22 protein-coding genes are annotated in these 25,212 nt (G+C 65.4%); 9 read left to right on the forward strand and 13 right to left on the reverse strand.

Annotation, left to right across the window (positions count from 1 at the left end):
* Nucleotides 1-510: 510 nt before the first annotated feature.
* The 3 genes from GT748_RS09720 to GT748_RS09730 all read left to right on the forward strand — a co-directional run bounded on the left by GT748_RS09720 (nucleotide 511) and on the right by GT748_RS09730 (nucleotide 5,562).
* Entirely contained in the window at nucleotides 511-1,500 is a 990-nt protein-coding gene (locus GT748_RS09720; protein WP_073261125.1) for a nucleoside hydrolase, read from the forward strand.
* 37 nt (nucleotides 1,501-1,537) lie between these two features.
* Nucleotides 1,538-2,515 carry a nucleoside hydrolase gene (locus tag GT748_RS09725; RefSeq protein WP_161222339.1) on the forward strand — a complete coding sequence of 326 codons (978 nt, stop codon included), beginning with the start codon at nucleotides 1,538-1,540 and terminating at the stop codon, nucleotides 2,513-2,515.
* 206 nt (nucleotides 2,516-2,721) lie between these two features.
* Nucleotides 2,722-5,562: a cadherin repeat domain-containing protein gene (locus GT748_RS09730; protein ID WP_021660633.1), complete on the forward strand. Its 2,841-nt coding sequence runs from the start codon at nucleotides 2,722-2,724 to the stop codon at nucleotides 5,560-5,562.
* Nucleotides 5,563-5,661: 99 nt separating this feature from the next.
* Here GT748_RS09730 and GT748_RS09735 read toward each other — a convergent pair whose 3' ends face one another.
* The 5 genes from GT748_RS09735 to GT748_RS09755 form a co-directional block, all read right to left on the reverse strand.
* Nucleotides 5,662-6,507, reverse strand: coding sequence for a hypothetical protein (locus tag GT748_RS09735; RefSeq protein WP_143161615.1), 846 nt, complete (start codon nucleotides 6,505-6,507; stop codon nucleotides 5,662-5,664).
* 154 nt (nucleotides 6,508-6,661) lie between these two features.
* Complete coding sequence (locus GT748_RS09740) at nucleotides 6,662-7,639, reverse strand: nucleoside hydrolase (protein ID WP_073261120.1); 978 nt, start codon at nucleotides 7,637-7,639, stop codon at nucleotides 6,662-6,664.
* Nucleotides 7,640-7,668: 29 nt separating this feature from the next.
* The gene (locus GT748_RS09745) at nucleotides 7,669-8,775 is read right to left on the reverse strand and encodes a BMP family ABC transporter substrate-binding protein (protein ID WP_021660669.1); all 1,107 of its coding nucleotides are present in this window, start codon (nucleotides 8,773-8,775) and stop codon (nucleotides 7,669-7,671) included.
* A gap of 800 nt (nucleotides 8,776-9,575) precedes the next feature.
* Nucleotides 9,576-10,136 carry a TIGR01440 family protein gene (locus GT748_RS09750; protein WP_021660672.1) on the reverse strand — a complete coding sequence of 187 codons (561 nt, stop codon included), beginning with the start codon at nucleotides 10,134-10,136 and terminating at the stop codon, nucleotides 9,576-9,578.
* 12 nt (nucleotides 10,137-10,148) lie between these two features.
* The gene (locus GT748_RS09755) at nucleotides 10,149-10,610 is read right to left on the reverse strand and encodes an S-ribosylhomocysteine lyase (RefSeq protein WP_161213565.1); all 462 of its coding nucleotides are present in this window, start codon (nucleotides 10,608-10,610) and stop codon (nucleotides 10,149-10,151) included.
* A 756-nt stretch (nucleotides 10,611-11,366) separates the two neighbouring features.
* Here GT748_RS09755 and GT748_RS09760 point away from each other — a divergent pair.
* Nucleotides 11,367-12,128, forward strand: a complete 762-nt coding sequence (locus GT748_RS09760) for an ABC transporter ATP-binding protein (protein WP_021660675.1) — start codon at nucleotides 11,367-11,369, stop codon at nucleotides 12,126-12,128.
* Nucleotides 12,125-12,943, forward strand: a complete 819-nt coding sequence (locus tag GT748_RS09765) for an ABC transporter permease (protein ID WP_021660676.1) — start codon at nucleotides 12,125-12,127, stop codon at nucleotides 12,941-12,943. The genes GT748_RS09760 and GT748_RS09765 overlap by 4 nt, the downstream gene beginning before the upstream one ends.
* Before the next feature lie 411 nt (nucleotides 12,944-13,354).
* On the opposite strand, the gene GT748_RS09770 is transcribed toward GT748_RS09765, so the two are convergent.
* The 3 genes from GT748_RS09770 to GT748_RS09780 form a co-directional block, all read right to left on the reverse strand.
* Entirely contained in the window at nucleotides 13,355-13,840 is a 486-nt protein-coding gene (locus GT748_RS09770) for an SAM-dependent methyltransferase (RefSeq protein ID WP_353590610.1), read from the reverse strand.
* A 217-nt stretch (nucleotides 13,841-14,057) separates the two neighbouring features.
* Nucleotides 14,058-14,645 carry a methyltransferase family protein gene (locus GT748_RS09775; protein WP_021660679.1) on the reverse strand — a complete coding sequence of 196 codons (588 nt, stop codon included), beginning with the start codon at nucleotides 14,643-14,645 and terminating at the stop codon, nucleotides 14,058-14,060.
* Between the two features lie 894 nt (nucleotides 14,646-15,539).
* Nucleotides 15,540-16,100 carry a DUF3795 domain-containing protein gene (locus GT748_RS09780; RefSeq protein WP_044993077.1) on the reverse strand — a complete coding sequence of 187 codons (561 nt, stop codon included), beginning with the start codon at nucleotides 16,098-16,100 and terminating at the stop codon, nucleotides 15,540-15,542.
* A gap of 185 nt (nucleotides 16,101-16,285) precedes the next feature.
* Between GT748_RS09780 and GT748_RS09785 the strand changes: the two genes are divergently transcribed.
* On the forward strand, nucleotides 16,286-17,323 hold the full coding sequence (locus GT748_RS09785) for an ABC transporter substrate-binding protein (protein WP_021660681.1): 1,038 nt from the start codon (nucleotides 16,286-16,288) through the stop codon (nucleotides 17,321-17,323).
* Between the two features lie 173 nt (nucleotides 17,324-17,496).
* Here GT748_RS09785 and GT748_RS09790 read toward each other — a convergent pair whose 3' ends face one another.
* From GT748_RS09790 to ung, 5 genes are all read right to left on the reverse strand, one after another.
* Entirely contained in the window at nucleotides 17,497-17,673 is a 177-nt protein-coding gene (locus GT748_RS09790) for a hypothetical protein (RefSeq protein WP_021660682.1), read from the reverse strand.
* Between the two features lie 51 nt (nucleotides 17,674-17,724).
* A complete protein-coding gene (locus GT748_RS09795) occupies nucleotides 17,725-18,528 on the reverse strand; it encodes a hypothetical protein (RefSeq protein WP_021660683.1) in 804 nt (267 codons plus the stop codon).
* Complete coding sequence (locus GT748_RS09800; RefSeq protein ID WP_021660684.1) at nucleotides 18,522-19,226, reverse strand: ABC transporter ATP-binding protein; 705 nt, start codon at nucleotides 19,224-19,226, stop codon at nucleotides 18,522-18,524. The genes GT748_RS09795 and GT748_RS09800 overlap by 7 nt, the downstream gene beginning before the upstream one ends.
* Before the next feature lies 1 nt (nucleotide 19,227).
* A complete protein-coding gene (locus GT748_RS09805; RefSeq protein WP_044993078.1) occupies nucleotides 19,228-19,593 on the reverse strand; it encodes a GntR family transcriptional regulator in 366 nt (121 codons plus the stop codon).
* A gap of 630 nt (nucleotides 19,594-20,223) precedes the next feature.
* Nucleotides 20,224-20,916 carry a uracil-DNA glycosylase gene (ung, locus tag GT748_RS09810; protein WP_021660688.1) on the reverse strand — a complete coding sequence of 231 codons (693 nt, stop codon included), beginning with the start codon at nucleotides 20,914-20,916 and terminating at the stop codon, nucleotides 20,224-20,226.
* Nucleotides 20,917-21,139: 223 nt separating this feature from the next.
* On the opposite strand from ung, the gene GT748_RS09815 reads away from it, so the two are divergent.
* The 3 genes from GT748_RS09815 to GT748_RS09825 all read left to right on the forward strand — a co-directional run bounded on the left by GT748_RS09815 (nucleotide 21,140) and on the right by GT748_RS09825 (nucleotide 24,533).
* Nucleotides 21,140-22,390, forward strand: a complete 1,251-nt coding sequence (locus GT748_RS09815) for an LCP family protein (protein ID WP_021660690.1) — start codon at nucleotides 21,140-21,142, stop codon at nucleotides 22,388-22,390.
* Nucleotides 22,391-22,537: 147 nt separating this feature from the next.
* Nucleotides 22,538-23,503, forward strand: a complete 966-nt coding sequence (locus GT748_RS09820; RefSeq protein ID WP_161222340.1) for an NAD(P)-dependent oxidoreductase — start codon at nucleotides 22,538-22,540, stop codon at nucleotides 23,501-23,503.
* Nucleotides 23,504-23,618: 115 nt separating this feature from the next.
* A complete protein-coding gene (locus GT748_RS09825; protein WP_044993079.1) occupies nucleotides 23,619-24,533 on the forward strand; it encodes a DMT family transporter in 915 nt (304 codons plus the stop codon).
* Nucleotides 24,534-25,212: the final 679 nt, after the last annotated feature.

Below are 25,212 nucleotides of genomic sequence, written 5' to 3' on the forward strand. Positions count from 1 at the left end.
CCCTCGCCCCTGTCCTTCGCCCCCGTTCCCAAGCGCCCCAAACCCGCCATCCGCCCTTCCCGGCCCCCTCCCCGCCCTGCCAAGCCGGCAACTCCCGCCTGCCGTCGGTATTTTTGGCAGGGGCAGCGCTCCCCTCTCCCACCCCCTCTGCGCCCGGCACACCTCCCCTCGCCGTCCCTCTCCAGGGGTGCGGCGCCGCCCTCTCCCCTCAAATCCCCCCTCCTTCTCGCTCCCCCTGGCCGGGGCGGAGAAGTCTCCCCTCCCCGCCGCCCTCCCGCCAAGGGAAGCGCCGCCTTCCTCTTCCCGCAAGCCGTCCTCCTCCCTCACCCGGCTCCCCCACCCTTCCGAAGCGGCAAACCGCCCGCCTTTTCCGTCAAATCGCGCAAGAATAACTGTAATGTTTGTCTATTTCTTAGGGCAATTGTCCTTCCCCCGGAGGGGGGGAAGCGCCTATACTTGGGGTAAACAGGAGGGGAAACCCCTCCACAACAGTGACAGGAGGAAGGTTCTATGGACAAGCGGAAAGTCATTCTCGACGTGGACACCGGCGCGGACGACGCGGTGGCCATCATGCTGGCCCTGTTGGCCCCCGAGCTGGAGGTCATCGGCATCTGCTCGGTCAACGGCAACCGGGAGGTCCGCCTCACCACCGACAACACCCTGCGGGTGCTCGACCTGCTGGGCCGGGGCGAGGTGCCGGTCTACCGGGGCTGCGAGTACCCCATGGTCTCCACCCTCAAACCGGGGCGGAAGCCCAACATCCCCTGGCGGGAGGGGATGATGACCGGCGTCGAGGCCCTGGTGCACGGCGACCACCTGGAGATCCCCGAGACCGACCTCAAGGAGCAGGAGGAGTGCGCGGTCAGCTACCTGGTGCACGCCCTGAAAAACGCCAAAGAGAAGATCACCCTCATCCCCGTCGGCCCCCTGACCAACATCGGCATGGCCCTGCGGGTGGCGCCGGAGATTGCCGAAAACATCGAGGAGATCATGATCATGGGCGGGGGCTTCCTCACCAACAACTCCTCCGCCGTGTCCGAGTACAACGTCTGGGTCGACCCCGAGGCGGCCGAGATCGTGATGCAGTCGGGCTGCAAGATCACCTGGGTACCCCTGGACGCCACCCACGAGTGCTACCTCACCACCGAGGACGCCGCCGAGATCCGCAAGCTGGGCACCAAGACCGCCGACGCGGTGGCCGCCATCATCGAAAAGCGCACCAAAGGCTACTCCAACGACGTGGACATGAAGGAGTACTCCGGCGCGCCGGTGCACGACGCCCTGGCCGTCTGCGCCCTGCTGGACCCCACCGTCCTCACCGAGGTGGAGGAGGTCAATTGCCACGTGGACATCGCCGCCGGGTATGCCGACGGCCAGACCTGCCTGGACCGGCGGATGCGCACCAACAAGGAGGCGCCCAACTGCCGCTTCGCCATGCACGCCGACCGGGAGAAGTTCCGCTCCATGGTCATCGACATCTTAAAGCTGGCCGACCGCTAGACGCCGGGCCGGACGAGATAAAGGAGGAGACAACACCATGCCCAGAAAAGTGATTTTAGATGTGGACACCGGCACCGACGACGCCGTCGCCATCATCACCGCCCTGCTGGCCCCCGAGCTGGAGGTCATCGGCATCTGCTCGGTCAACGGCAACCGGGAGGTCAAACTCACCACCGACAACACCCTGCGAGTCAAGGCCCTCATGGGCTCCGACGTGCCGGTCTACCGGGGCTGCGAGTACCCCATGGTGGCCACCCTCACCCCCGGCCGCAAGCCCGGCATCCCCCACCGGGAAGGGGAGATGACCGGGGTGCGCTCCCTGGTCCACGGCGACCACCTGCCCCTGCCCGAGACCGACTTGAAGGAGGAGCCGGAGCCCGCCGTCACCTGGCTCATCGACACCCTGCTGCACGCCGAGGAGAAGATCACCCTCATCCCCGTCGGCCCCCTGACCAACATCGGCATGGCCATCCGCGCCGCCCCCCGCATCGTCGAGCACATCGAGGAGATCATAATCATGGGCGGCGGCTACCTGGTCAACAACACCACCCCCATGGCCGAGTACAACGTCTGGGTCGACCCCGAATCGCTGGAGGTGGTGCTCCAGTCCGGCTGCAAGGTGACCCTGGTCCCCCTGGACGCCACCCACGAGTGCTACCTCACGGTGGAGGACGCCGCCGACCTGCGCGCCCTGGGCAACAAAGCAGCCGACGCGGTGGCCACCCTCATCGAACAGCGGACCAAGGGCTACTCGATGGACGCCGACATGAAGGCCTACCAGGGCGCCCCCATCCACGATGCCCTGGCCGTCTGCGCCCTGCTGGACCCCACTGTCCTCACTGACGTCCGCCCGGTCTGCTGCCACGTGGACATCTCCGGCGGGTACGCCGACGGCCAGACCTGCCTGGACCTGCGGGCCCGCATCGACAAGGAGGAGCCCAACTGCTTCTTCGCCTTCCACGCCGACCGGGACAAATTCGCCGCCATGCTCAAAAACATCCTGGCAAGGGGCTGATCCCCCCCTTCCCATCCCCCTTTCAAAATGCGAGAGATCCGGGAACGCCGAAGGGGTTCCCGGATCTCTTTTCTTCTGCGGCCCCGTCTCCCCACCTGGGGACAGACGGCTCAGCCCCCTCCTCCCAGCGCCGCGTTTACAGCCCTTCCAAAACGTGGTAGAATTGTAAAAAACCTACCCCGTCCCCGCACCAGGAAGGAGTCCCAATGAAAAACAAATCGACACGGCTGTGCAGCCTCGCCCTCGCGCTGGTCCTCAGCCTCTCGCCCATGGGGACCGTTTCCACCTGGGCCCAGGGCGAGACCTCCGGGGAGATGACCCTGCTGGACATCAGCCGGGGCCCCATCTCCATCGACATCGATCACATCAGCGGCTACAGCGAAGACGGCGCCCTCATCACCCAGACAAACCCCAACGGCTACCACGTCGTGAGCCGGTGGCTGTCCCGCACCGACAACAAAATCACCGTGGAGGCCGGGGTGCACACCACCCTGGTGGCCGACAACCTCTCCATCCACATCACCGACACCGACAGCGAACACCCCTCCCCCCTGTTTGTCCGCCCCGGGGCGTCGCTCACCCTGATTTTGGAGGGGAAAAATGAATTTTGGGGAGCCGCTTACAACGCCGCCATCGGGGTGCCCCAGGCAGCCGACGGCACCATGGCCGAGCTGGTCATCCAGGGCACCGGCTCCGCCCTCTGCCGGACCGGCAAGCGGGGGGCCGGCATTGGCGGCGGGCAGCGCTGCGGCTACACCGATGGGGCCGGCGTCATCACCATCAACAGCGGCACCATTCAGGCGACCGGCGGAGACTATGGCGGCGGCATCGGCAACGCGGAGTACACCGGTCCCCGCCCCTGCCAGATCACCATCAACGGCGGCGACGTCACCGCCGTCTCCAGCAGCCAGTCCAGCGGCATTGGCGGCGGACGCCCCAAATGGGGGGCCGCGGCGGCAGACATCACCATCAACGGCGGGGTCATTCACGCCCAAAGCCCGGACACGGCCATCCGCGGCAGCTCCCTGCAAATGGGCGGCGGCAACGTCGTCGCCATCTCTTCGAGCGGCGTGGGGAATTGGCAATCCCTCTCCCCCGCCCCCACCGGTGCCGGGGGCGGGTCGGTCCGCCTCGCCTCGGTGCAGCTCGACCCCCTGGATGCCGGCAAGGAGCTGCGCATCACCTGCGGGGGCCGCAGCTACACGGCCCGCAGCGACAGCGGGGCCCGGGTAAACGCCATCCTCTTCGACGGGGAGGGGGACGAGGTGGAGATCGCCAGCCCGTCGGGCAACACCTATTCCGTTGACCTCACCGCTCTCACCTCCCCCAGCGAAATCGTCCAAACACCCTACCAATACCCCCTCCTCACCGTCACCCCCGACGCGGGGCAGCGCTTTTCATACGGGGATGAAATCGTCCCCTCCTTCACCGTCTACCAGGCGGATGGCACCCCTCTCGACCAGGGCGGATCCCTCTTTTCCGGCAACCTGAGCTGCGAGCGTCCCCTTTCCTACCCGCCGGTCAGCGTCTCCATCACCGCCGGGGACCTGCGCCTCGTCTCCCCTTCCCACTGCTTCACCGTCGCCCAGGGCGAAACGCTGCAGATCGACCGGCGGCGCATCCAGGTCACGGCCTCAGACCTGCAGGTCTACGAGGGCCAGTACAACTGCTACAACTACCCCTTTTCCTTTCAGCTCACAGGGGGCAGTCTGGCCCCCGGGGACAAGCTGGAAACCGCCTTTTCCGCCCGGGCCGCGCTGTATGAGGGGCAGAGCGCCTATCCCCAAGGGACCCATCCAAACATACCCCTCTCCTTTTCCAGCGGCTGGTACGACGTCTCCCTCGCGGGGGCGGGCCCCACCCTCACCGTCTTGAAAAACGAATGTCTCTTTGTGCCGGGGGACACCCTCTCCTTCGGCGCCGACGCCGACGGCAACTCCCTGCGCTGGACGGTGGCCGGCGTCGACGACGGCGCCGCCTATCTCTGCTCAGAGAGGGTCTACGAAGACCTCTCCTTCGCGCAGGCGCAGGACTGCCGCCGACGCGTATATCAGTACATTGCAGACCAATTCCCCAGCCTGTACGATCCGAGCTTTATCTTTCAGTGGGATATTTTGAGCAGCGAGATCGCAGCAGTCCTCTTTCCCGCCGGACTGCCGCAGGCCAAAGCCACCGACGCCCAGGGCAATCCCGCCCGCTACTGGATGTTCTGTGAGGGTACACCCCCCTACGCCGACCTCGCCTGTTATGTGGACGAGAGCGGGGCGCTGCAAACGGCCGCCAGCGACCAGCAGACCGCCGGCGTCCGGCTCTTTCTGGCCATCGATCTCACCACCCACACCGTCCCCCTCCTCTCCCCGGCAGCGGGGCTCACCCCCTCCACCACCTACGGCGACATTGCCGCGGGCACCCCGGTGGCGCAGGTGACCGACGGGGCGGTGATGGGCGACCACCAAACCAAGGCCTACACCCTCTCAGACCGGTCCACCCAGGCCGAGCGCTTCACCCTGCAAAGCGACGGCTCGATCGTCGCCAACGAGCGGCTCCCCGCAGGCAGCTACACCCTGTATGTGGAGGCGGAGGACGGGGGGACCGGCTACCGCTCCGAAGGGCGGCTGACCTTCACCGTCAACCCCAAACCGCTGACCATCACCTCCGCGCCCGACATCGCCATCCCCGCCGGGCAGCCGCTGCCAACCATCCCCTACACCTGTGAGGCGGGCGGGCTGCTGCCCGGCGACGCCCTCACCGGTCAGCTCGCCGTCAGCGGGGAGCTGACCCCGGGAGCCCACCCCATCGCCCTGGGCACCCTCAGCGCCGGGCCCAACTATCGCCTGGTGCTGGCGGGGGAGGCGCAGCTCACCGTCCTCGCCCCCCCAGAGGAGTCGCCGGAGGAGGAGACCCCTCCCGAACTCCCGCCAGGGCCCACCCCCGAACCCCTGCCTCCGGCAACGGGAAGCCCCGCCGAAGCGGGCCTCTGGGCGCCGGTCGCCCTGCTGGCCGCAGCGGTGGGTGTCTCTGTCAAAACCCGCCGCAAAACCCGCTAGCCCGTCAAAAGGGGCGCGCCGTCAGCCGTTTTCAGCCTGACAGCGCGCCCCTTTTTGCGCCCGTATCGAACGTTGTCCGGGCCCCGCGCCCGTCCCCCTCTAAAAGGCCAGCTCGCTTTCCCGCCGCCCGATCTCCCCCGTCGAGGAGACCGACCAGTAGACAAACAGCTCCAGCGCCCCGCCGGTGGCGGCCAGCTTGTAGGGCTGCCCAGCAAAGAGGTAGTAGGCGGTGTTCTTGCACAGGGGGAGGATGCGGTCGGGGAGGAGCAGCAGCCCCTCGCCCCCCACCACCAGGGCCATCTCGTCGGCCCCGTCGTTTTGGCAAAAGCCCCCCGCAAAGGCCGCCTCCGGCCCCACCAGCGCCCGGGCCGAGGTGAGGCCGGGGCTCTCGCAGGTCAGGGTGAGCTGGCAGCCCGGGCCCCAGCCGTCCCAGTCCGGCCCCCGGCCCGCCGGCAGCACCCGGTAGCCCCCCTCCTCGCGGTAGGGGACATCCGGTTTCCACTCCCCCCGGCTCTGGCCCAGCTGGCCGGGGTATCGCTCGCTGTCGGTGCCATTGAGTCCCACGCAGAGCTCCAGCCCCTCCCCGCCGGTGCAGAGCAGCCGGTGGGGCTGCCCCTCCCGGTGGAAGAGGCAGTCCCCCGCCGCCACCGGGTGGCTGCTCCCGTCCGGGTAGGAGGCGACCCCCTCCCCCGCGCTCAGGTACTCGATCTCGGCCCGGCGCTCGTGAAAGACATAGCCGGGCAGCTCGGGGGAGCAGACCCCCGGCTCCTGCAGGGCCCGCACCAGGGACATCCGCTCCTCGTCAAAGATCACCTTGCCCAGGTTGCCCGGGTCCACCGGGCAGCCCGAAAAGCTGGGGGCCGCCGCCCACCGGCAGCCGGGCAGGTACTCCCCCCTCACCAGATCCCATCCCCGTTCGCTGTCTACCACCTTGTACAACTGCAACCCTTCCCTTCTCCGCGCGTCTCTGCGGCCGCGCCTCTGCGCCCATTGTACCACCCCCGGCGGCGGGGTTCAATGCCGACCGCGCAGGCGGCAAAAGGGGGGAAGCGCAGGGCGGTTTCCCGCTGCGCTTCCCCCCCGCTGGGGAGTCAATTCATCAGCCGTTTTTGAGGATCTTCTTGAGGGTGGCGGCAAACTTCTCCCGGTCGGCGTGGAAGGCGAAGAGGCAGTTGGCCCCCTCCTTTTCCAGCCGGGCCCGCAGGTCCAAACAGGTCTGCCCGTCGGCGTACCCGCCGGCAATGTCCACGTGGCAGCAGACCGGCCGCAGGTCGGTGAGGATGCTGGGGTCGATGGCCGCGCAGACGGCCAGGGCGTCGTGGACGGGGACCCCGGGGTATCCCTTCATGGCCGGGTCGTCCCGGTAGTCCCGCAGCCACTCGTCCACCAGAAAGGCCACCGCCTCCGCCCCCGGTCCGCCAAAGCCGCGGATCTCGTCGGCGTCCGCCTGGGTGAGGTAGCACTCCATGGTGGCGTCCAGGGGCACCACCGTCACCTTGCAGCCCGACTGCAGCACCACCTCCAGCGCCTCGGGGTCGACCCAGACGTTGTACTCGGTCATGGGGGTGGTGTTTTGAACGCGGTGTCCGCCCCCCATGAGGACGACCTCCTCGATGTGCTCGGCAATGCGGGGGGCCGCCCGCAGGGCCACCGCCAGGTTGGTCAGGGGACCGACGGGGATGAGGGTGATTTTCTCCTCGGCGTGTAGCAGGGTGTCCACCAGCCAGGTGACGGCGGATTCCGGCTCCTCTGTCAGGTCGGTGGCGGGGAAGGGGAGATGGTCCCCCTGGATGCGGGAGCCGGTGGGGCGGATCTGCCCCTCTCGGCGGGGGATGCCCGGCCGCCGCCCGGGGGTGAGGGTGGCCACCAGGGGGTACTCACAGCCCCGGTAGACCGGCACGTCGGCCCCCATCAACGCCTTGACCCGCAGGGTGTTGTCGGTGGTGAGGGCCACCTCCCGGTTGCCGTTGACCGAGCAGATGCCCACGACCTCCAGCTCGGGGGCCAGTAGGGCGGCGATGATGGCGACGGCGTCATCCGGCCCGGTGTCCACATCCAATATCACTTTCTTGGGCAAACGATCGCCTCATTTCACAAAAATCGCCGTTAGGCCTTGACCTTGTTTCTCATCTCATTAAGGGTATCCTGGTCCATGCCGTAGGCAGTCGACACCTTGATTTCGCCGCTGGTGACCTTGCTCTCGCACTCCTTGACGTAGTCCTGCACATCCTGCGGGGTGTTTTGTTTGTAGTAGTCGTTCTCCACCAGGACCACCACCCCTTCGGGGATGCCCCAGGTCTCGTTGGTGCCGTAGAAGTCGGCGCTGCCGTCGCAGGTCTTTTCAATGATGTCGTAAAGGGTGATGTCGTTGCGCTTCATCATCGAGGTGAGGATGACGTCGGCCACCTCGGGCTTGGAGTCGATGAAGAAGTTCCGCTGGTCGGCGTCCACGCCGATGGTCCAGGTGCCCGGGTTGTCGGCCGCGGCCTCAAAGACACCCAGCCCGGCGCCGGCGGCCACCTGGTGGATGACGTCGGCCTTGTTCTGCTGGATCTGCAGCAGGGCCAGCTCCTTGGCCTTGGCGGTGTTCACAAAGTCGCCGATGTAGGAGAAGGCCACCTTGCTGCTGGGGTCGGCGTGCTGGGCGCCCTCGATGTAGCCCACCAGGAAGTCGTTGATGACCGGGGACTCCCGCCCCGCCACATAGCCGATGGTGCCGGTCTTGGAGATTTTGGCCGCCAGGGCCCCGGCCAGGAAATCGCCCTCGTTCTGGGCATAGGTCAGGCAGAAGACGTTGGGGTGGCCCGCCTCCTTGGTGGGGTCGATGTCAAAGCCCACAAACTTCACGTCCGGGTAGTCTTCGGCGTAGCGCTGCACCACCTCCAGCAGCTCGCCGCTGTAAAAGAACACCAAATCAAAGTTCTCGGCCGCGTCCAGCATGGAGGGCTCCATCTTCGACTTGTCGGTGCCGTACTCGATGGTCTTGACCTCCAGCCCAAAGTCCTTGCCGGCCTTGACCAGCCCCTCGTTGGCAATGTCGGAGAAGGACTTGTCCCCCAACATGTCGGTGACGTAGCAGACGCTGGCGATCTTCTTCTCCCCGCCACTGCTGCTCTCGCCGCCCTTGGCGTCCCCCTCGCCCTTTCCACAGCCGGTCAAAACGGCGGACAGCGCCAGCAGGGCAGCCAGTCCAGATGCGATATACTTTCTCACAGGAAAGCCTCCTTTTTTCCCGCGCCGCCCCGGTGGGACGGCTGCGGCTCTTGCTGCTTCCTAAGATAGCCGCCGCCCCCTCCCCTGTCAATAACCCTTCATTTATTTCTACCAAATGGCCACAGGCAGATTTGTTTATTTGTACAAAACTCCTCCTCGCCCCTCCCCACCCTCCCAACCGGTTGTGCGCTCCCCACAAAGCGCACCGGTCATTTTTTCCCTCTCTCCAGGCGGCTTTCCCCTCGCCTCAAATGGTGCACAAAAAAATTGTTTTTCCCTTGTACACCATTTCACAACACCTATTTTTTTCTTCTTTTCAATAGATATTTTTACTATACTTTTCTCCGCACAACGGGCAACTTGTCCAATTTTTCATTTTCTCCCGATCGACGCCTTTCTTCCCCTTTTCACAAAACACCCCACGCTCTCTCCATAAATCCCCCATCCCAACAATTTTGACATCCTCCTCCACCCAAAACGAGAGAGGGCCGGGCGAAATCCGCCCGGCCCTCTCTCGTTGATGGCATGCCCGCCCTCATTTCAATGTCCCCCGCCGGGGGCACCCCATTGCGCTCGCCCCCCTGAACAGAAAGAGCGCAAAGTCACAAAAAACCGCTCCCCGCGTAGCCACCACGGGGAACGGCCTCCCGGATCGCCGGTTTGCCAGGGGCGGCGGGTACCATGTGCCCGCCAAACGCCGCCGCTCACTCAGAGGCGACGCCTGTATGACGCCCGTTCAGGTCCGGCGCAGACCGTCCGTTTCACCGGCGGTTTTGCTTTTTTGCCCTCTTCTCCGCCCATCACCCCAGGGCGGGGTCGTAGTGGGCGCGCTCGCCGCCGATGTACCGGGGCCGGGTGCGGGCGCAGACCAGATTGGCCTGGCCGATGGCCCGCAGGCTCAGACGCACCGGCACCGCCACCGGCTGCAGGTGCATCCCGATGAGGGTGTCGCCGATGTCCATCCCCGCCTGGGCCTGTACCCGCTCCACCGCCACCGGGCGGGAAAACTCCCGGTAGGCCGCGGTGGCAAAGGCGCCCCCCGCCTTGGGCTGGGGGACGGCGTTGACCACCTCCAGCCGGTGGGCGCGGGCGGCCTCCTCCTCCACGATGAGGGCGCGGTTGAGGTGCTCGCAGCACTGAGCCGCCAGATAGACCCCCTGTTTGGAGAGCACCGGGAAGATGCCCTCAAAGAGGGCATCGGCCACCTGGGTGCTGGAAAAGGAGCCGATGGCGTGCCCGGTCACCTCGCTGGAGGAGCAGCCCACCACCAGCAGGTCGCCGGGGCGGAGGGCCGCCGCCTCGCAGAGTTCCCGCGCCGCCCGGCGCGCCTGTTCGGTCAGCTCTGTCAAATCCCATTCCAAAGCCGCCGCCCCCTATCCCTCGTAGTCCATCCGCTCGGGGGTCCAGCCCTCGAGCACCTGGCAGATGGTGCGGGCGTAGGCCTTGGCCTGGTTCAGGTCGTGGTCCAGGTAGTTGCCGCACTCGGGCTTGCTGGCGCCGGGAATCTGGCCCACGAATTCCGAGATGAAGAGGAAGGTCTCCCGCAGCAGGTCCAGCACCTGCTGGCGGCTCATGCTGTCGCGGGCGATAAAGTAAAAGCCGGTGCGGCAGCCCATGGGCCCCACATAGACGACCTCGTCGGAGTGGGCGCTGTTGCGCACATAGGTGGCGAAGAGGTGTTCAAAGGTGTGCAGCCCCGCGTTTTGCAGGTAGATGCCGCCGTTGGGGGTGCACATGCGGATGTCGTAGGTGACGCAGTCCCCGTCGACGCGGGACAGGTACAGCCCCTTTTGCAGCTTGGTGTGGTCGACCTGAAAGCTCTTGATGGTCTTCATCGGTTCTCTCATGTGAACTCCCCCTTTTGTTCTCGTCTGTTTTTACTTACAAAATCAAAATTATTATACCACAAATCGCCCTCTTTCGCAATTTGCCTTCCGCTGTTCCCCTCTCTCCGCCGCGCCGAAATTGCCCGGCCGGTGCGCGCTGCGCCCTAGGCGGGCAGTCGCTTTCCAGGCGGGCGGCATCGGGGAGGGCCGTCGCCTGCCCCTCCCCTCTCGCCCAGGCAAACCAGCACACCTCACAGAAGCAGCCATCCCAACGCCCGTCCGCCCGGTATCCCGCGTAGAAATACCCATTCTCCGTCCGCTCCCCCGGAACCCCGTATCACCCGGGCAATCTGGCACACTGCACAGAAGCAGCCATTCCACCACCTATCCACCCGGCACCCCGCACCGGTCGGACGATCCGGCGCACCGCACAGAAGCAGCCATCCCCCATTCGTCCATCCGGCCTTCCGCGCCGCCTGTACAGACCGCCATTGTGCCGCCGCCGGACAGGGTGCAGCGGCACAACAGGAGCGCCCCGCCGCTATCCTCCCGCTGCGCAGCAGGGCCTCCGCTGGGCGGGCGGCCTGCTAGGACAAAACTTCAGCTCTCCCCTGCGTCCAGAGGAACCACTCCCCCCTTTTCCTCCCACGGCAGAGCCCTTGTAAAGAGAGGGCCCAACAGCACAGGGGGCGAACGCCGCCCCCCGCCGCTGTGACGCGCAGGGGGGGCGGCGTATATACTGTGGTAAACAATCGAGGTGATTGCATGGACGCGATATTGAAAGTGGACCGAGTGTCCCAGACCTATCAGGCGCACAACGGCGAAGTGACTGCCATTGAAAATGTCAGCTTTCAGGTAAAAGAGGGCGAATTTATCAGCATTGTCGGCCCCAGTGGCTGCGGCAAATCGACCCTCCTCTCCATCATAGCGGGGCTGGACCAGCCCACCCACGGCACCGTCTGCATCGAGGGCGAGCCGGTCAGCGGCATCAGCGGGCAGATCGGCTATATGCTGCAAAAGGACAATCTGCTGGACTGGCGCACCATCTGGCGAAACGCCACCCTGGGGCTGGAGATCCGGGGGATGCTCAACGAGGAGAGCCGGGAGCGGACCATGAAGCTCCTAAAGACCTACGAGCTCTACGAATTCCGAAACAAGTACCCCTCGCAGCTCTCGGGGGGGATGCGCCAGCGGGCGGCCCTGATCCGCACCCTGGCGGTCAACCCCCAGATCCTGCTGCTGGACGAGGCCTTCTCGGCCCTGGACTACCAGACCCGGCTCACGGTGACCGACGACATCTACCGCATCCTCAAAAAGGAGGGCAAAACCACCCTGATGGTGACCCACGACATCCCCGAGGCCATCAGCATGTCCGATCGAATCATCGTCCTCTCGGCCCGGCCCTCGGTGGTCAAGGCGGTGCACCAGGTGGAGTTCGACCAGCCCGGCCTGCCCCCCCTGCAGCGGCGCAACAACCCGCAGTTCAGCCACTACTTCAACCTGATTTGGAAGGAGTTGAACCAATGATGACAACCACTGCGGCCATCTCCAAAGAGCGGGCCGTCTATCTCAAAAAAATTCGGCGCCGGAAGGTGAACATCCGGCTCTGCCAGGTGCTCATCCTGGTTTTTCTTTTGGCCCTGTGGGAGGTGTTGGCCCGCGTCGGCGTCATCGACGCCTTCGTCATGAGCCAGCCGTCCCGCATCGTCAAGACGCTGATGAACGCGTCCAACAACAACCTGGCCCTACATATCGGCGTCACCTGTTACGAGACGCTGATCGGCTTTTTGCTGGGCACCGGGCTGGGGGTGGGGCTGGCGGTCCTGCTCTGGTGGTCCCCCTTTCTCTCCAAAGTCTCCGAGCCCTACCTGGTGGTGCTCAACTCCCTGCCCAAAATCGCCCTGGGTCCGGTCATCATCATCTGGGTGGGGGCGGGCACCCAGGCCATCATCGTCATGGCCCTGGCCATCTCCCTCATCGTCACGGTGATGGAGATGCTGAACGGCTTTCTCAACACCGACAAAGAGACCATCAAGATGGTGCGCACCTTCGGCGCCACCCGCTGGCAGCTCTTCTCCAAGGTGGTCTTTCCCTCCAACCTGCACACCCTCTTCAACTCCCTCAAGGTCAACATCGGCCTCTCGCTGGTGGGGGTCATCGCCGGCGAGTTCTTGGTCTCCAAAGCCGGGCTGGGCTACCTCATCGTCTACGGCGGCCAGGTCTTTCAGATGGATCTGGTGATGACCGGCGTCTTTATCCTGGCGGTGGTGGCGGCCCTGCTCTACCAGTGCGTCGTCCTGCTGGAAAAGTGGGTCGACCGGCGGCTCCAACACACCGCCTAAAGGGGCGGTGCAAGCCCCTCCATCCACCAAACAAACAGCGGCGGGCAGATTTCCTCCAACAAAGGATCTGTCCGCCGCTGCTCTCTTTTCCTTTCACCGGTCGGGGCATCGCCCACACCCCGTCAACGCCCCCCAATGGGGACGCCGCCCCACTTCTCGATAAAGAGCAGAGGAAAGGGCCCGACCGTGCCCAACTGCAAAACGCGCCTCCAGGCCGCACCCTCAAACCACAAATCGGACAGAGGCCCCCTGCGATACAAGCCGTCTCCCCCTTGGCAGGTCAGAGGCCCTTCCTCGCAAACGACGAAAAAGGGGTGGACAGCCCAAAAGGGGACGCCGGTTGGCGTCCCCTTTTCTCTTTGGCCCGCGACGGCGCGGGGCAAACAAGGGCCCTCATCGCAGGCCCAACAACTAAAAGGAGAACTCCGCTCCCCAGTCAAAGTCGCCGCTCTCCTCCACACTGGCCGGCCAGTGGGCGCACCAGCCGGGCACATCCGGAGCCGCCACCCGGTCGAGGCTGGGCAGATAGGGCTTGATGTCGAGCACCGGGCTGCCGTCCTCGGCGTCCAGGTAGTCCAGGACGAGAACGCCCCTCTCCCGGTCTATCTCCAACACCCCCGCGCAGGAGAGGGCGATGGGGTTGGGCCGCCGGGGGGAGCGGGTGGCGAAGGTTCCCAGCAGGGCCGGTCCGTGCCGGTAGGGGGCCTCCTCGGTGCGGCTGGCGCGGGAACGCGCGTCCTCGCAGCCGGAGAACCACCAGAGGATCTGCAGGTGGGAAAAGCCTTCCAGCCCGGCGAGGGCAGGGCGATAGGGCGGCGCCACCTCCAGGCGAAAGGCGCCGCCCTCGGCGCGGACAACGCCGATGGGCGACAGGGTCAGATGGGTTGCATTTTGCACGGTCATTTCCTCCCAATTCGTTTTTGAGCAGCGCCGCTACTGCCAGTATAGCGAAGTGTGGGAACACTACAACCCCTTTTTCAAAAAAACGCCCCTTCCCTTTGCCCCGCGGCGTGCCAAAAGACGGCGGGCGAGACAGCCGACCGCCAAGGTCCGCATCTCCCCCTCACCCAAACGGCGCCCCGTCCACAGCCGGGAAGGGGCGCCGTTTTTCTCTCTAGCGCGGCCGCCGCCTGCCTAGGTAGCGGCAGACCCGGCTGCGGTAGCGGGCGTAGGCCGGGCCAAAGGCGGCGGGGAGAAAGGCCTCCTCCTGCAAGATCTGCAGGTGCAGGAGCACCGCCGCCAGGCAGGAGAGGGCGAGGAGGAGGGGGTTCCAAAAGGCCAGCAGCAGCCCCAGATAGGTCAGGTCAAAACCGAGAAAGGCCGGGTTGCGGCTAAAGCGGTAGATGCCGGCGGTGACCAACTCGGTCTCCCCCTCCCGGGGGATGCCCGCCCGCCAGCTGTCGCGCATGGTGTAGGCCGAGGCGGCAAACACCCCGACCCCCGCGGCCGCCAGCCCCAACCCCAGCCAGCGCAGCCAGGTGGGGGCGCTGTTCCAGTCGGCCAGGGCGCAGGCCGCCTCGGCCAGGGCCACGGCGTAGGTGGTCCCCTTCAGCAGCAACTCGGTCCAGAAAAGCCGCCCCCTCTTGTTCCCCCGGGCCATCTGGTCGGTGCGGATCCCCCGCCTGCGCTGGGCCAGCATCTTGCCCAGGTAGACGCCGTAAAAGGCCGCCAAGATCGCCAGGGCGGCAATTTGAATGGCCATCCCTTCTCCCCCTCTCTCCCGCCCCCGCAGAGGGGCGACCGGCCAAACGCCGGTATTGCCCAACCTTCGCTTCCCCTTCCCCCGCGCCGGGGGCGATTTGCGACAGAGGGCACCGCGGTATCAATATTCGCACTTCCACCCACATACCCGTGTGGGGTGCGACCACAAGCACGAGTTACCCTTTTGCGAAGACGAAAAACTTCAATCCACGCACCCGTGTGGGGTGTACCGCCCCAAACCAGTTGCGCCGGGCCAAGTGCGGCAAAATCCGATCCGCACCCCCCCGCGTGGAGCGAGACTATGGTCTCGGTCAGTTTTTCTTTGTCCACTGTCATTTCAATCCACTCGCTCCGCGCGGGGGCGACGCCTCTCTCCACCATCGCGCCCTTGCTCCCGAAATTGAATCCGTACCCCCGCGCAGGGGATCGCCGAAGGCCCAAGACCCACACCCCGGCACCATGCTATTTCGATTTGCCCCTCCCACGGGAGGAGACAACGCCGGGCGATGGGCGCACCGGCAGTTTGGGTATTTTAACCTCCCCCCCCCGCAGGAGACAGGAACAGCGAAAAGACTTCCACCGCCGGCAAAAGCCCCCCTCCCCCGGCTGGGCGCGCCCCGCCCCCGCACCCCGCCGGCCCCGGCCGCATTCCAGCCGTTTTGCCCGCCCCTCCCGCGGGAGGGGTGAGACCATGGATGCGCAAATTGCCTCCACAGCCCACCGCTTTTTTGACCCACCTACCCCGGGGAAGGAGCGAGCCTCCCTTTCCCAACCACAGGCTTCGCCGGGGTGCCATTTCGACCCACCCGCCCCGCGCAGGGGGACGACCCGCCACCCGCCCGCCAAGCGGCAACCGCGGACATTTCGCTCCGCGTCCCCCCTGAGGGGCGACCGCCTACCCCCTCTTCTCCCGGGGCTTGCGGCGCAGCTTGAGGGTCACCCCCTGGCGGGCGGCAGCCCCCTCCAACAATCCCACCGCCAGCGCGGCCCGCTCCTTGAGGGGCTGCCGGGGCGATGTCTCCTCCCGCAGCCGCGCCAGCGCCCCGCGGATTTCCCCGCACTCCAGCAGGTTGCAGGCCAGGCAGAAAAAGGTCTTGCGCCGGCCGTCGTTGTAGCCGGCCAACAGCTCGTCGAGGGCGGCCCGCCGCTCCTCCTGCTCGGCGCGAAAGGCGGCGGTGCCGATCTCCCGCACCCGCGCCAGGTTTTCCCGCCGGTTGCGGTGGGTGATAAAGGAGTCAAAGGGCTCCGGCTGCGCGTACCGCCGGCAGGGGTACTCGTCGCAGAGGGAGCAGTAGGCCACCCCGCCGTGCTCCCCACTGCAGCGGGCAATGGCGCAGGGCTGGTTGCCCGGCCCCCCGCCGCAGCCGGGACAGTGGCCGCCCAGCTGCATCGGGCAGAGGCCGCAGCACAGCCCGCAGAGGGAGAGGAGCAGGTCCTCTCTGACAAAATCCTTCACGGCGATCGCTCCTTTTTGGCGCCCCGGCGGGCGGATGTCTGTACCAAAAAGGATACTCCCTTTTCCCCAAAAGGACAACCGATCGGTCGATTTTTCCGCCAAAAGGGGAACCCCGGGGCCCATTTTTACATAGACTGCGTCGTAACCCCGCTTCACAAATCCAACAGGAAAGGGAGATACATAGTATGCAGAAAAAAAGCTGGCAAACCCGCACCGCCCGCCTGGCCGCGGGCACCCTGGCGGCCGCCCTGGCGCTGGGCGCCTTCACCGGCTGCGGCGAGAAGAAGGGCGAGGGCGACAAGGCCCTGACCAAGGTCACCGTCAACGAGGTCACCCACTCGGTCTTCTACGCCCCCCAGTACGCCGCCATCAACCTGGGCTTCTTCGAGGAGGAGGGCATCGACATCGACCTGTCGGTCGGCCAGGGCACCGACAAGGTGATGACCGGCGTCCTCTCCGGCTCCATCGACGTCGGCTTCGGCGGGCCGGAAGCCGCCATCTACATCTACAACGAGGGCAAGGAAAACTACAGCCAGATCTTCGCCCAGCTGACCAAGCGGGACGGCTCCTTCCTGGTGGGCCGGGAGAAGGACGACAACTTCAGTTGGTCCAAACTCAAGGGCACCACGCTGCTGCCCGGCCGCAAGGGCGGCGTCCCCTACATGACCCTGGGCCACGTCCTGCGCCAGAACGGCCTCATCCCCGGCACCGACCTGACGCTGGACGACAGCATCCAGTTCTCGGCCATGGCCGGCGCCTTCACCGGCGGCAACGGCGACTATGTCGCCCTCTTCGAGCCCACCGCCTCCATGCTGGAGAAGGAGGGCCGCGGCTACATCGTGGCCTCCATCGGCGAGGAGAGCGGCGAGATCCCCTACACCGCCTACTTTGCCAGCAAGGACTTTATCGAGAAAAACCCCGACCTGGTGCAGCGGTTCACCAACGCCGTCTACAAAGGCCAGCAGTGGGTGCAGAGCCACAGCGCCAAAGAGGTGGCCGAGGCCATCGCCCCCTCCTTTGCCGACACCGACGTGGAGCTTTTGACCACCGTGGTGCAGCACTACAAGGACATCGACGCCTGGTCCACCGACCCGGTGATGGAGCGGGAGTCCTTTGAGCGGCTGCAGGACGTGATGACCGAAGCGGGCGAGCTCAAGCAGAAGGCCGACTACGACAACCTGGTCAACAACACCTTCGCCGAGGCCGCCAAGGCAAACGGCTGACCCCCTCCCCGCCTCTCCCAAGCGCCTTCGCCCCCTGTGGGCGGGGGCGCTTTTCAGTCCCCCGCCCGTCCACTGCCCCCCGCGGCCCTGGGGGGCAACTCCCGCCCGCCCCAGCACAAAGACCGGCCCCCAGAGAGGGCCGGTCTTTGCCGATTGCGGGGAAAACACTCCCCCTATTTTCGCCCCATGAGGGCCAGGTTGGGGGCCAACATCACTCCGCAGGCCAGGGCGCAGAGGAGCAGTCCCCCCGCCGAGACCCGGGCCGAAAGCAGGGCCCAGATGCCCAGCACCAGCCCGGCGGCCCCCGCCAGGGCGGCCAGCAACCGGGTCAACCGGCGCAGGGCCGACAACCGTATCCGCTTCAGGGGAATCCCCTCCTCTCTCCGCTGTATCCCGATGTCCTACTCCAGATTGAGCTTTCTGGAGAGGATGAAGTTGGAGCCCGCGTAGAAGCAGCCGCCGAAAAAGACGTTGAGGCCGATGGAGAGGGCGAAGACCATCCGCAGGAAGCCGGCCATCTGCCCCAGGGGGACGTCGCCGAAGAAGTCCAGCCCGGTGAAGAGGCAGGCGACGAGCAGCGCCACGGTGGAGATGCTCTGGATCACCACGTTGAGGACCAGATAGGCCCCCACCGAGGTGAGGATCCGGTGGCCCCGCCCAAACTGCCCGATGGAGATGGAGAGGTAGCACATGAGGTTTGTCACCACCAGCGAGACCAGGACCGTGAAGAGGGTCCAGAGGAGGAGTTCGCTCATCCCCATCCCCAGTTCGCCCTTCATGGCCACATTGGCCGCCCGCAGCACGTCGGGCAGCTGGCTGATGATGCCGTGCCCGGCCCCCATCAGCAGCAGGGAGCCCACCGCCGCCAGACAGGTGCCCACGCTCCAGACGGTGGAGACCACCGTCTTCGCCAGCAGGTGGGTGCCGGCCTTGACCGGCAAGGTGAACATCAGGTAGCCCTCGTCGCAGATGAGGTTTTTGTAAAAGCGGGAGATCACCACAAAGAAGGAGAGGGCGAATGCCGCCACCATCAGGGCCACATAGGCGAAGATGAGGACCCCCTGGGCGAATTTGAGCACCGGCAGCTTGCCCTGCAGCGTCAGCCCCAGGTTGACCACCCCGCCCATGAGCAGCAGCGCCCCGTACACCGGCAGCAACAGCCGCCCGGTGGCCTTGAACTCGTATTTGATCAGTTTCCCTAACATCTGAATTCCTCCCTGAACAGCTGGTCCACCGATATGCCCCGGCTCGCGCGGATGTCGTCCACCGAGGACTGCAGGACCATCTGGCCGTTTTTGATGAAGACCACCTCGTCGAGCACCTTTTCAATGTCCGAGATCAGGTGGGTGGAGATGAGGACGGTGGCGTTCTCGCTGTAGTTCGAGATGATGGTGTCGAGGATGTAGTCCCGGGCAGCGGGGTCCACCCCGCCGATGGGCTCATCCAGCAGGTAGAGCTCTGCCTCCCGACTCATGACCAAAATCAGCTGCACCTTCTCCTTGGTGCCCTTGGACATGGTCTTGAGCTTGTCTTTGAGGTTGATACCCAGGCGGGCCAGCATATCCCGCGCCTTGGCCTCGTTGAAGTCGGGGTAGAAGTCGGAGAACATCTCCAGAATGCCCTCCACCCGCATCCAGTCGTTGAGGTAGGTGCGCTCGGGCAGGTAGGAGACGATCCGCTTGCTCTCCATCCCCGGGCGGTGTCCCCCCACCAGCAGTTGTCCGGCGGTGGGGGTCAACAGCCCGCTGACCAGTTTGATAAAGGTGGTCTTGCCGCTGCCGTTGGGCCCCAAAAGCCCCACGATCTTCCCCCGGGGGATCTCCAGGGTCAGCCCGTTGAGGGCCAACTTGTAGCTGTAGCGCTTTTGCAGCCCTTGACAGCTGATAATGGCGTCTCTGTTCATCTCACTCCATCTCCTTTTCCGCCCGCTCCAACAGGGCGATGACGTCCTGCCGGGAAAGGCCCATCTCACTCATCTTCTTCAAAAATATCTGCACCTGCTCGGCGGCCAACTGCTCTTTCATCTGTTCCAGCCTCTCTCTGTCGTCGGTGATGAACCGGCCTGCCGTGCGCTGGGCATACACCAGACCTAGCCGCTCCAACTCCCCCAGGGCCTTTTGCATGGTGTTGGGGTTGACCGCCGCCTCGGCGGCCAGGTCCCGCACCGAGGGGAGCTTGCCCCCCGGCGGGTAGACGCCGGTCAGGATCTGCTGCTGTAAGGTCTCCACCAGCTGCAGGTAGATCGGCCGGTCACTCTCGATTTTCCACATATCCCCGCTCCTTTCCGCCCATTGTACCATTGTACTAAGTCATTAATACAATAATACACCCTTGTGGATCGTCTGTCAACCTCTGGGCAAAATCATTTTTCGGGAGGTCGTCCATCCAACCTCCCCCCTCCCATCCCGGCAGGCACTCCCCGCCAAACCAATCTTCCATCCCCTTCCCGCCGAAGCCTCCCCAGTGCCCCTTCGCCAGCACAGAGAGGACTGCAAGGTCGCGCTGATCGCCCCGCCGCGGCCCACCTTAAAGAAGGCGGAGACGGAAAGGACCGCCCGATCCGAGGCGATCGCTCAAGCGCCACAGAGAAAGGGGTGAACAGGTATCTCCACAGGCGATATGCCGCCTCGGGAGGAAGGGCTGGGGGAGCGACCGGCGCCGGACGCCCAGCCAGCCCTTCCCGGCCTCTCGCGCACCCTGTACCGCAGCCAAGGGGGGCCATCTTTCTTCTTTTTCACCCCGCGCCTCCCTGCCGTCCACAGCCGGGCTGCACTCTCTCCAAACGGCCGCGGCAACTTCGCGCATCGCCGCCCCGTCCCCCGCCCTTCCCCGCAAACAGGTATAAAAAAGGACCCCGCCCATGGGGGCGGGATCCTTTTAAAGGGCGATCTTGCCGCCGCTCACCGCGCCGGCTCCTGGGGCGGGTGGGAGAGGTCCCAGTCGATGCCCTGGCCGTAGTGCTGCTGCAAAAAGGCGTTGGCCTTGGAGAAGTGGCGGCAGCCGAAAAATCCCCGGAAGGCCGAGAGGGGGCTGGGGTGGGGGGCCTGCAGGATCAGGTGCTGGGGCCCCTTGATGAGGGGCACCTTGGAGCGGGCGTCGGCCCCCCAGAGCAGAAAGACCATGGGCGCTTCCCTCTCCCCCAGCTTTTCGATCACCGCGTCGGTGAACTGCTGCCAGCCCAGGGCCCGGTGGGACCCCGCCTGCCCCCTGCGCACGGTGAGGCTGCTGTTCAAGAGGAAGACCCCCTGCTCTGCCCAGGGGCCCAGGTAGCCGCTGGTCGAGGGGGGGATGTCCAGGTCGTTCCAGAGCTCCTGATAGATGTTTTGCAAAGACGGGGGCAGCGGCACGCCGGGGGGGACCGAGAAGCTCATCCCCATGGCCTGGCCCGGGCCGTGGTAAGGGTCCTGCCCCAGCAGGACCACCCGCACCCGCTGGTAGGGGGTCATCAAAAAGGCGCGAAAGACGCTCCCCTGCGGTGGGTAGACGGTGGCGGTGCGGTACTCCTGCCGCACCCGCCGCACAAGCTCCCCAAAATAGGGCTTGGCAAACTCCTCCTTCAACACCTGGCTCCAATCGCCCAACTTTTCGTACACCGGTGTCCCTCCCCCTCTCCCGGCCCCACGACCCGGGCCGGCTGCGCTTTTCTGACCCCTATCTTACCACAGGGGCGGCGGGGCTGTCCATTCCCCGCCGCCGGCGATTGTTAAGAGAACCTTCATAAAAACGCCCGGGCCGCCGTTTGCCTTTTTGCAGAAAATGTCGTATACTAGTTGCCATGTGTAAACCCTGTATCGCGCAAACAAGGAGGTACAGCAGATGGCAAAACCCATTCGCGGAGACGATCCGTTTAATATCTTGGACCTAGACGACATCCCCAAGCCGGGGCGGGACATCCCGGCCCGCCCCGCCCCTCGCCCCCACTCCCCCAACCTGTTGGAGGAGGACGAGGTCCTCTCCGGCGCCGGCAAGGGCGAGGAGAAAAAGGGAGCCGCCCCCCGCCGCGCAGCCGGCCAGGGGCCAAAGCAGGGGCAAGGGCAAGGGCAGGAAACGAACAGAGATGGAAGGGAGGCGTCCACCATGGGCAAGAAGGAGCCGAAACGAAAGAAAAACGGCAAGAAAAAGATGAAGCTCTGGGTCAAGATCCTCATCCCCGTGCTGGTGGTACTGGGGATCGTGGGGGGCACCGCCGCCTACATCCTGATGGACATCGCCGGCAGCTACGACCCGGTGGAGCTCAACGAGGCCGAGCTGGGCTTTGACTCGGTGATCGACAAAAACGTCAAGAACATCGCCCTCTTCGGCATCGACAGCCGCAACGGCCTCCTGGACAAGGGCACCCGCTCCGACTCCATCATCATCCTCTCCATCGACAAAAACCACAACAAGGTCAAGCTCTCCTCCATCATGCGGGACGCCTATGTCAACATCCCCGGCCGGGGGATGGACAAGATCACCCACGCCTATGCCTTCGGCGGGGCCGAGCTGGCCATCCGCACCCTCAACGAAAACTTCGATCTGGACATCACCGACTTCGCCACCGTGGACTTTGCCAACATGGCTGAGATCGTGGACGCCGTCGGCGGGGTGACCATCGATGTGAAGGACAACGAGGTGGACAATCTCAACACTAGTGTCAGAGAGCAGGCTGCGGCCACCGGGAAACCGGCAGCATACGTGAAATCGAGCGGCACCCAGACCCTCAACGGCATCCAGGCAGTCGCCTACTCCCGCATCCGCTATGTGGGCAACGGCGACTTCGAGCGGACCGAGCGGCAGCGCACCGTCCTGATGCAGCTGTTCAACAAGGCCCTGGCCATGAATCCCACCAAATACCCCCAGTTGGCCAAAGACCTGCTCGGCCTCACCAAGACCTCCCTCGACTTCGGCACCCTGATGGGCTACGCCCCTCTGGCCCTGCAAAAGCCCACCATGGTGACCACCCGCTTCCCCACCGATTCGGACTACAAGGGGGAGATGATCAACGGCACCTACTACATGACCTTTGACGACGCGGTCACCACCCAGAAACTGCACGACTTCATCTACAACGACATCCTGCCCAGCTAAGGGCATTTTGCAAAACGGCGCTCTCCTCACCGCCCGGCGGCGGCAAAGGGGAGCGCCGTTTTGTATCCTGCTTTCAGCGGACACCCCCTCCCTCGGCATAGGGCGCGGCCATTCTGCCCATCTTATCTGCAAAAGGAGTGATTTCTCATGTCGCAACCGACCGTGCTCTTCACCCTCTCCTACGGGGATGAGGCCTTTGCCCGGGTGGAGAAGCTGGGCTACAGGGTCCTCTACATCGACGAAAAGCGGCTCCCCGAAGCGGCGGCCCCCCTGGCCATAGCCGCCCGGGAGGCCGAGGTGCTGGTGGGGTACAACCCCTTCCCCCACCTCTCCCTGGCCGACTGCCCCCAGCTGCGGCTCATCCAGCTGGTGAGCGTGGGCTTTGACCACCTGCCCCGGCGGGAAATCGAGTCCCGCGGCATCGCGGTGGCCCACAACGCGGGGCAGACCAAGATCCCCGTCAGCGAGTGGGTCCTCTTTCAGCTGCTGGAAATCTTTAAAAACGCCCGCCTCTTCCTGCACCAGCAGACGGAACACCGCTGGCAGGTGCAGACGGACATCCTGGAGCTCTGGGGGAAGACCGTCCTCTTTTTGGGGGCGGGGAACATCGCCAGCGAGACCGCCAAGAGGTGTAAGGCCTTCGGCTGCACCACCCTGGCAGTCAGCCGCAGCGGCCGCCCGGCGGAGGGGATCGACCAGGTCTCCCCCATCGGCCGGCTGGAGGCCCTTCTCCCCCAGGCGGACGCCCTGGTCTGCACCCTGCCCGCCACCCCCGAGACCCACCACCTGCTAAACGGGCCCCTGCTGCAAAAGACCAAGCCGGGCTGCGCCCTGGTCAACGTCTCCCGCGGCTCGGTCATCGACACCCAGGCCCTGACCCTTCTCGCCGCACAGCACCACTTCCGCGGGGTGGCCCTGGACGTGTTCGAGGAGGAGCCGCTGGGGGCGGACAGCCCTCTCTGGGACCTGCCGGGGATCTACATCACCCCCCACAACGCCATCTTCTCGGACAACTGCGACGGCCGCATCTTCGAGATGGTCTGCCAAAACCTGAAGGCCTACGCAAAGGGGGAGCCCCTGACCGATCTGGTGGACTTCTCGCGGGGCTACTGATCCCAAAAGGGCGCGTCCGATCGGGGGCGTGCCCTTTTTTGCCGCCCCCCGCTTTACAAAGGGACCCGTAGGCGCTATGATGGGGGCTGACAAGCAGTGGAGAGGGGGCGCAGCGATGGGCGCGCGGGGAAGGATGTTGGCGGCGATGGCCGTCTTTGGCAGCATTGGCGCCTTTGTGCGGGCCATCCCCCTGCCCTCGGCGGAGATCGCCCTCTGGCGGGCGGTGATCGCCACGGTCGCCATCGGGGCGGTGCTGCTGGTGCGGCGGCGCCCCCTCCCGCTGGCGCAGATCAAGGGGGAGCTGCCCCGGCTCCTCCTTTCCGGGGCGGCCATGGGATCAAACTGGATCCTGCTCTTTGCCGCCTACCGCTACACCTCGGTCTCGGTGGCGACCTTGAGCTACTACTTCGCCCCCTCCCTGGTGGTGCTGGCCTCCGCCCTCCTCTTTCGGGAGCGGCTGACCGCCCGCAAAGGGGTCTGCTTTCTCCTGGCCACCGGGGGGATGGCGCTGGTCATCGGCACACAGGGCCGTGGCGCAGGCGCGAACGACCGGCTGGGCATCGCCCTGGGACTGGGGGCCGCCGTGCTCTACGCGGCGGTGATCCTGCTCAACAAGGGCATCCGCTCGGTGAGCGGGGTGGACCGGACCCTGGTGCAGTTCGCCGCGGCCATCCTGGTGCTGACGCCCTACCAGCTCCTCAGCGGGGGCTTTCACCTGGGCGCGCTGGACCCCACCGGCTGGGCGGCACTGCTGGCGGTGGGGTTGGTGCACACCGGGGCGGCCTACTGCCTCTACTTCTCGGCCCTCAAGGAGCTGCCGGGCCAGACCGCCGCCCTCTTAAGCTATCTGGACCCCCTGGTGGCGGTGGGGGTGTCGGCCCTCTGGCTGGGGGAGGCCATCGGCCCCTGGCAGCTGGTCGGGGGCGCAGCGGTGCTGGTCTGCTCCTTTCTCAGCGAACTGGGCGGAGGCGGGGGCAAGGCCGAAGGCGAGGGCGAGGGCAAGGGCGAGGGTGGGGCCGAAGCCCACTGACGCGCCCGAGCGGGATGCAACCGGCTCCCCCTGCCCCCTCTAGACGACTCCATCCCATACACCCCCACAGGGCATGACTAGCTCCCCCCACTCTCCAAAGCGACTACACCGCACGCGTCCCCGCAGGACGCGACTGGCTTCTCCCGCCCCCTCTGAGACGACTACACTACACACACCCGCAGGACACGACCATCTCCCCCGCTCTCTCTAGGCGACTATACCCCATACGCCCCCGCAGGACGCGACTGGTTTCTCTCACCCCCTCTGAGACGACTACACCACACACACCCGCAGGGTGCGACCGCGCACCTCGGCGGCGATTTTGGCGGCAGAAAACACTCCAAAGCCGCGCGCTCCCACATTTGAACCAAAGCCACCGGTAAAACAGATGGTATCCTCTCCCCCGAAAAGGGCACTGCCCAGGCCCCACCCCCAAAGGGCATCGAGATTTTAGGGTTGCCGTTCACCCGCTGCCACCGGCAAACCGGCAGTCCAAGGCACCACATCGCATCCCCATCCCTCAAGAGGGCCCTTCTTCTTGCCCTTTCATCGCCCACCCTCTCAGAAAATCTTATGCCAAATCCAATTCGCATTTATTCTAAAATTATAACTTTTTGGCATTTCATCCACAACGAAAAAAGGGACCCGTCGGAGCGAACCCGACAGGTCCCTTTTCATT

This window comes from Bittarella massiliensis (ex Durand et al. 2017), from assembly GCF_009876955.1.
Lineage (GTDB): Bacteria > Bacillota > Clostridia > Oscillospirales > Ruminococcaceae > Bittarella > Bittarella massiliensis.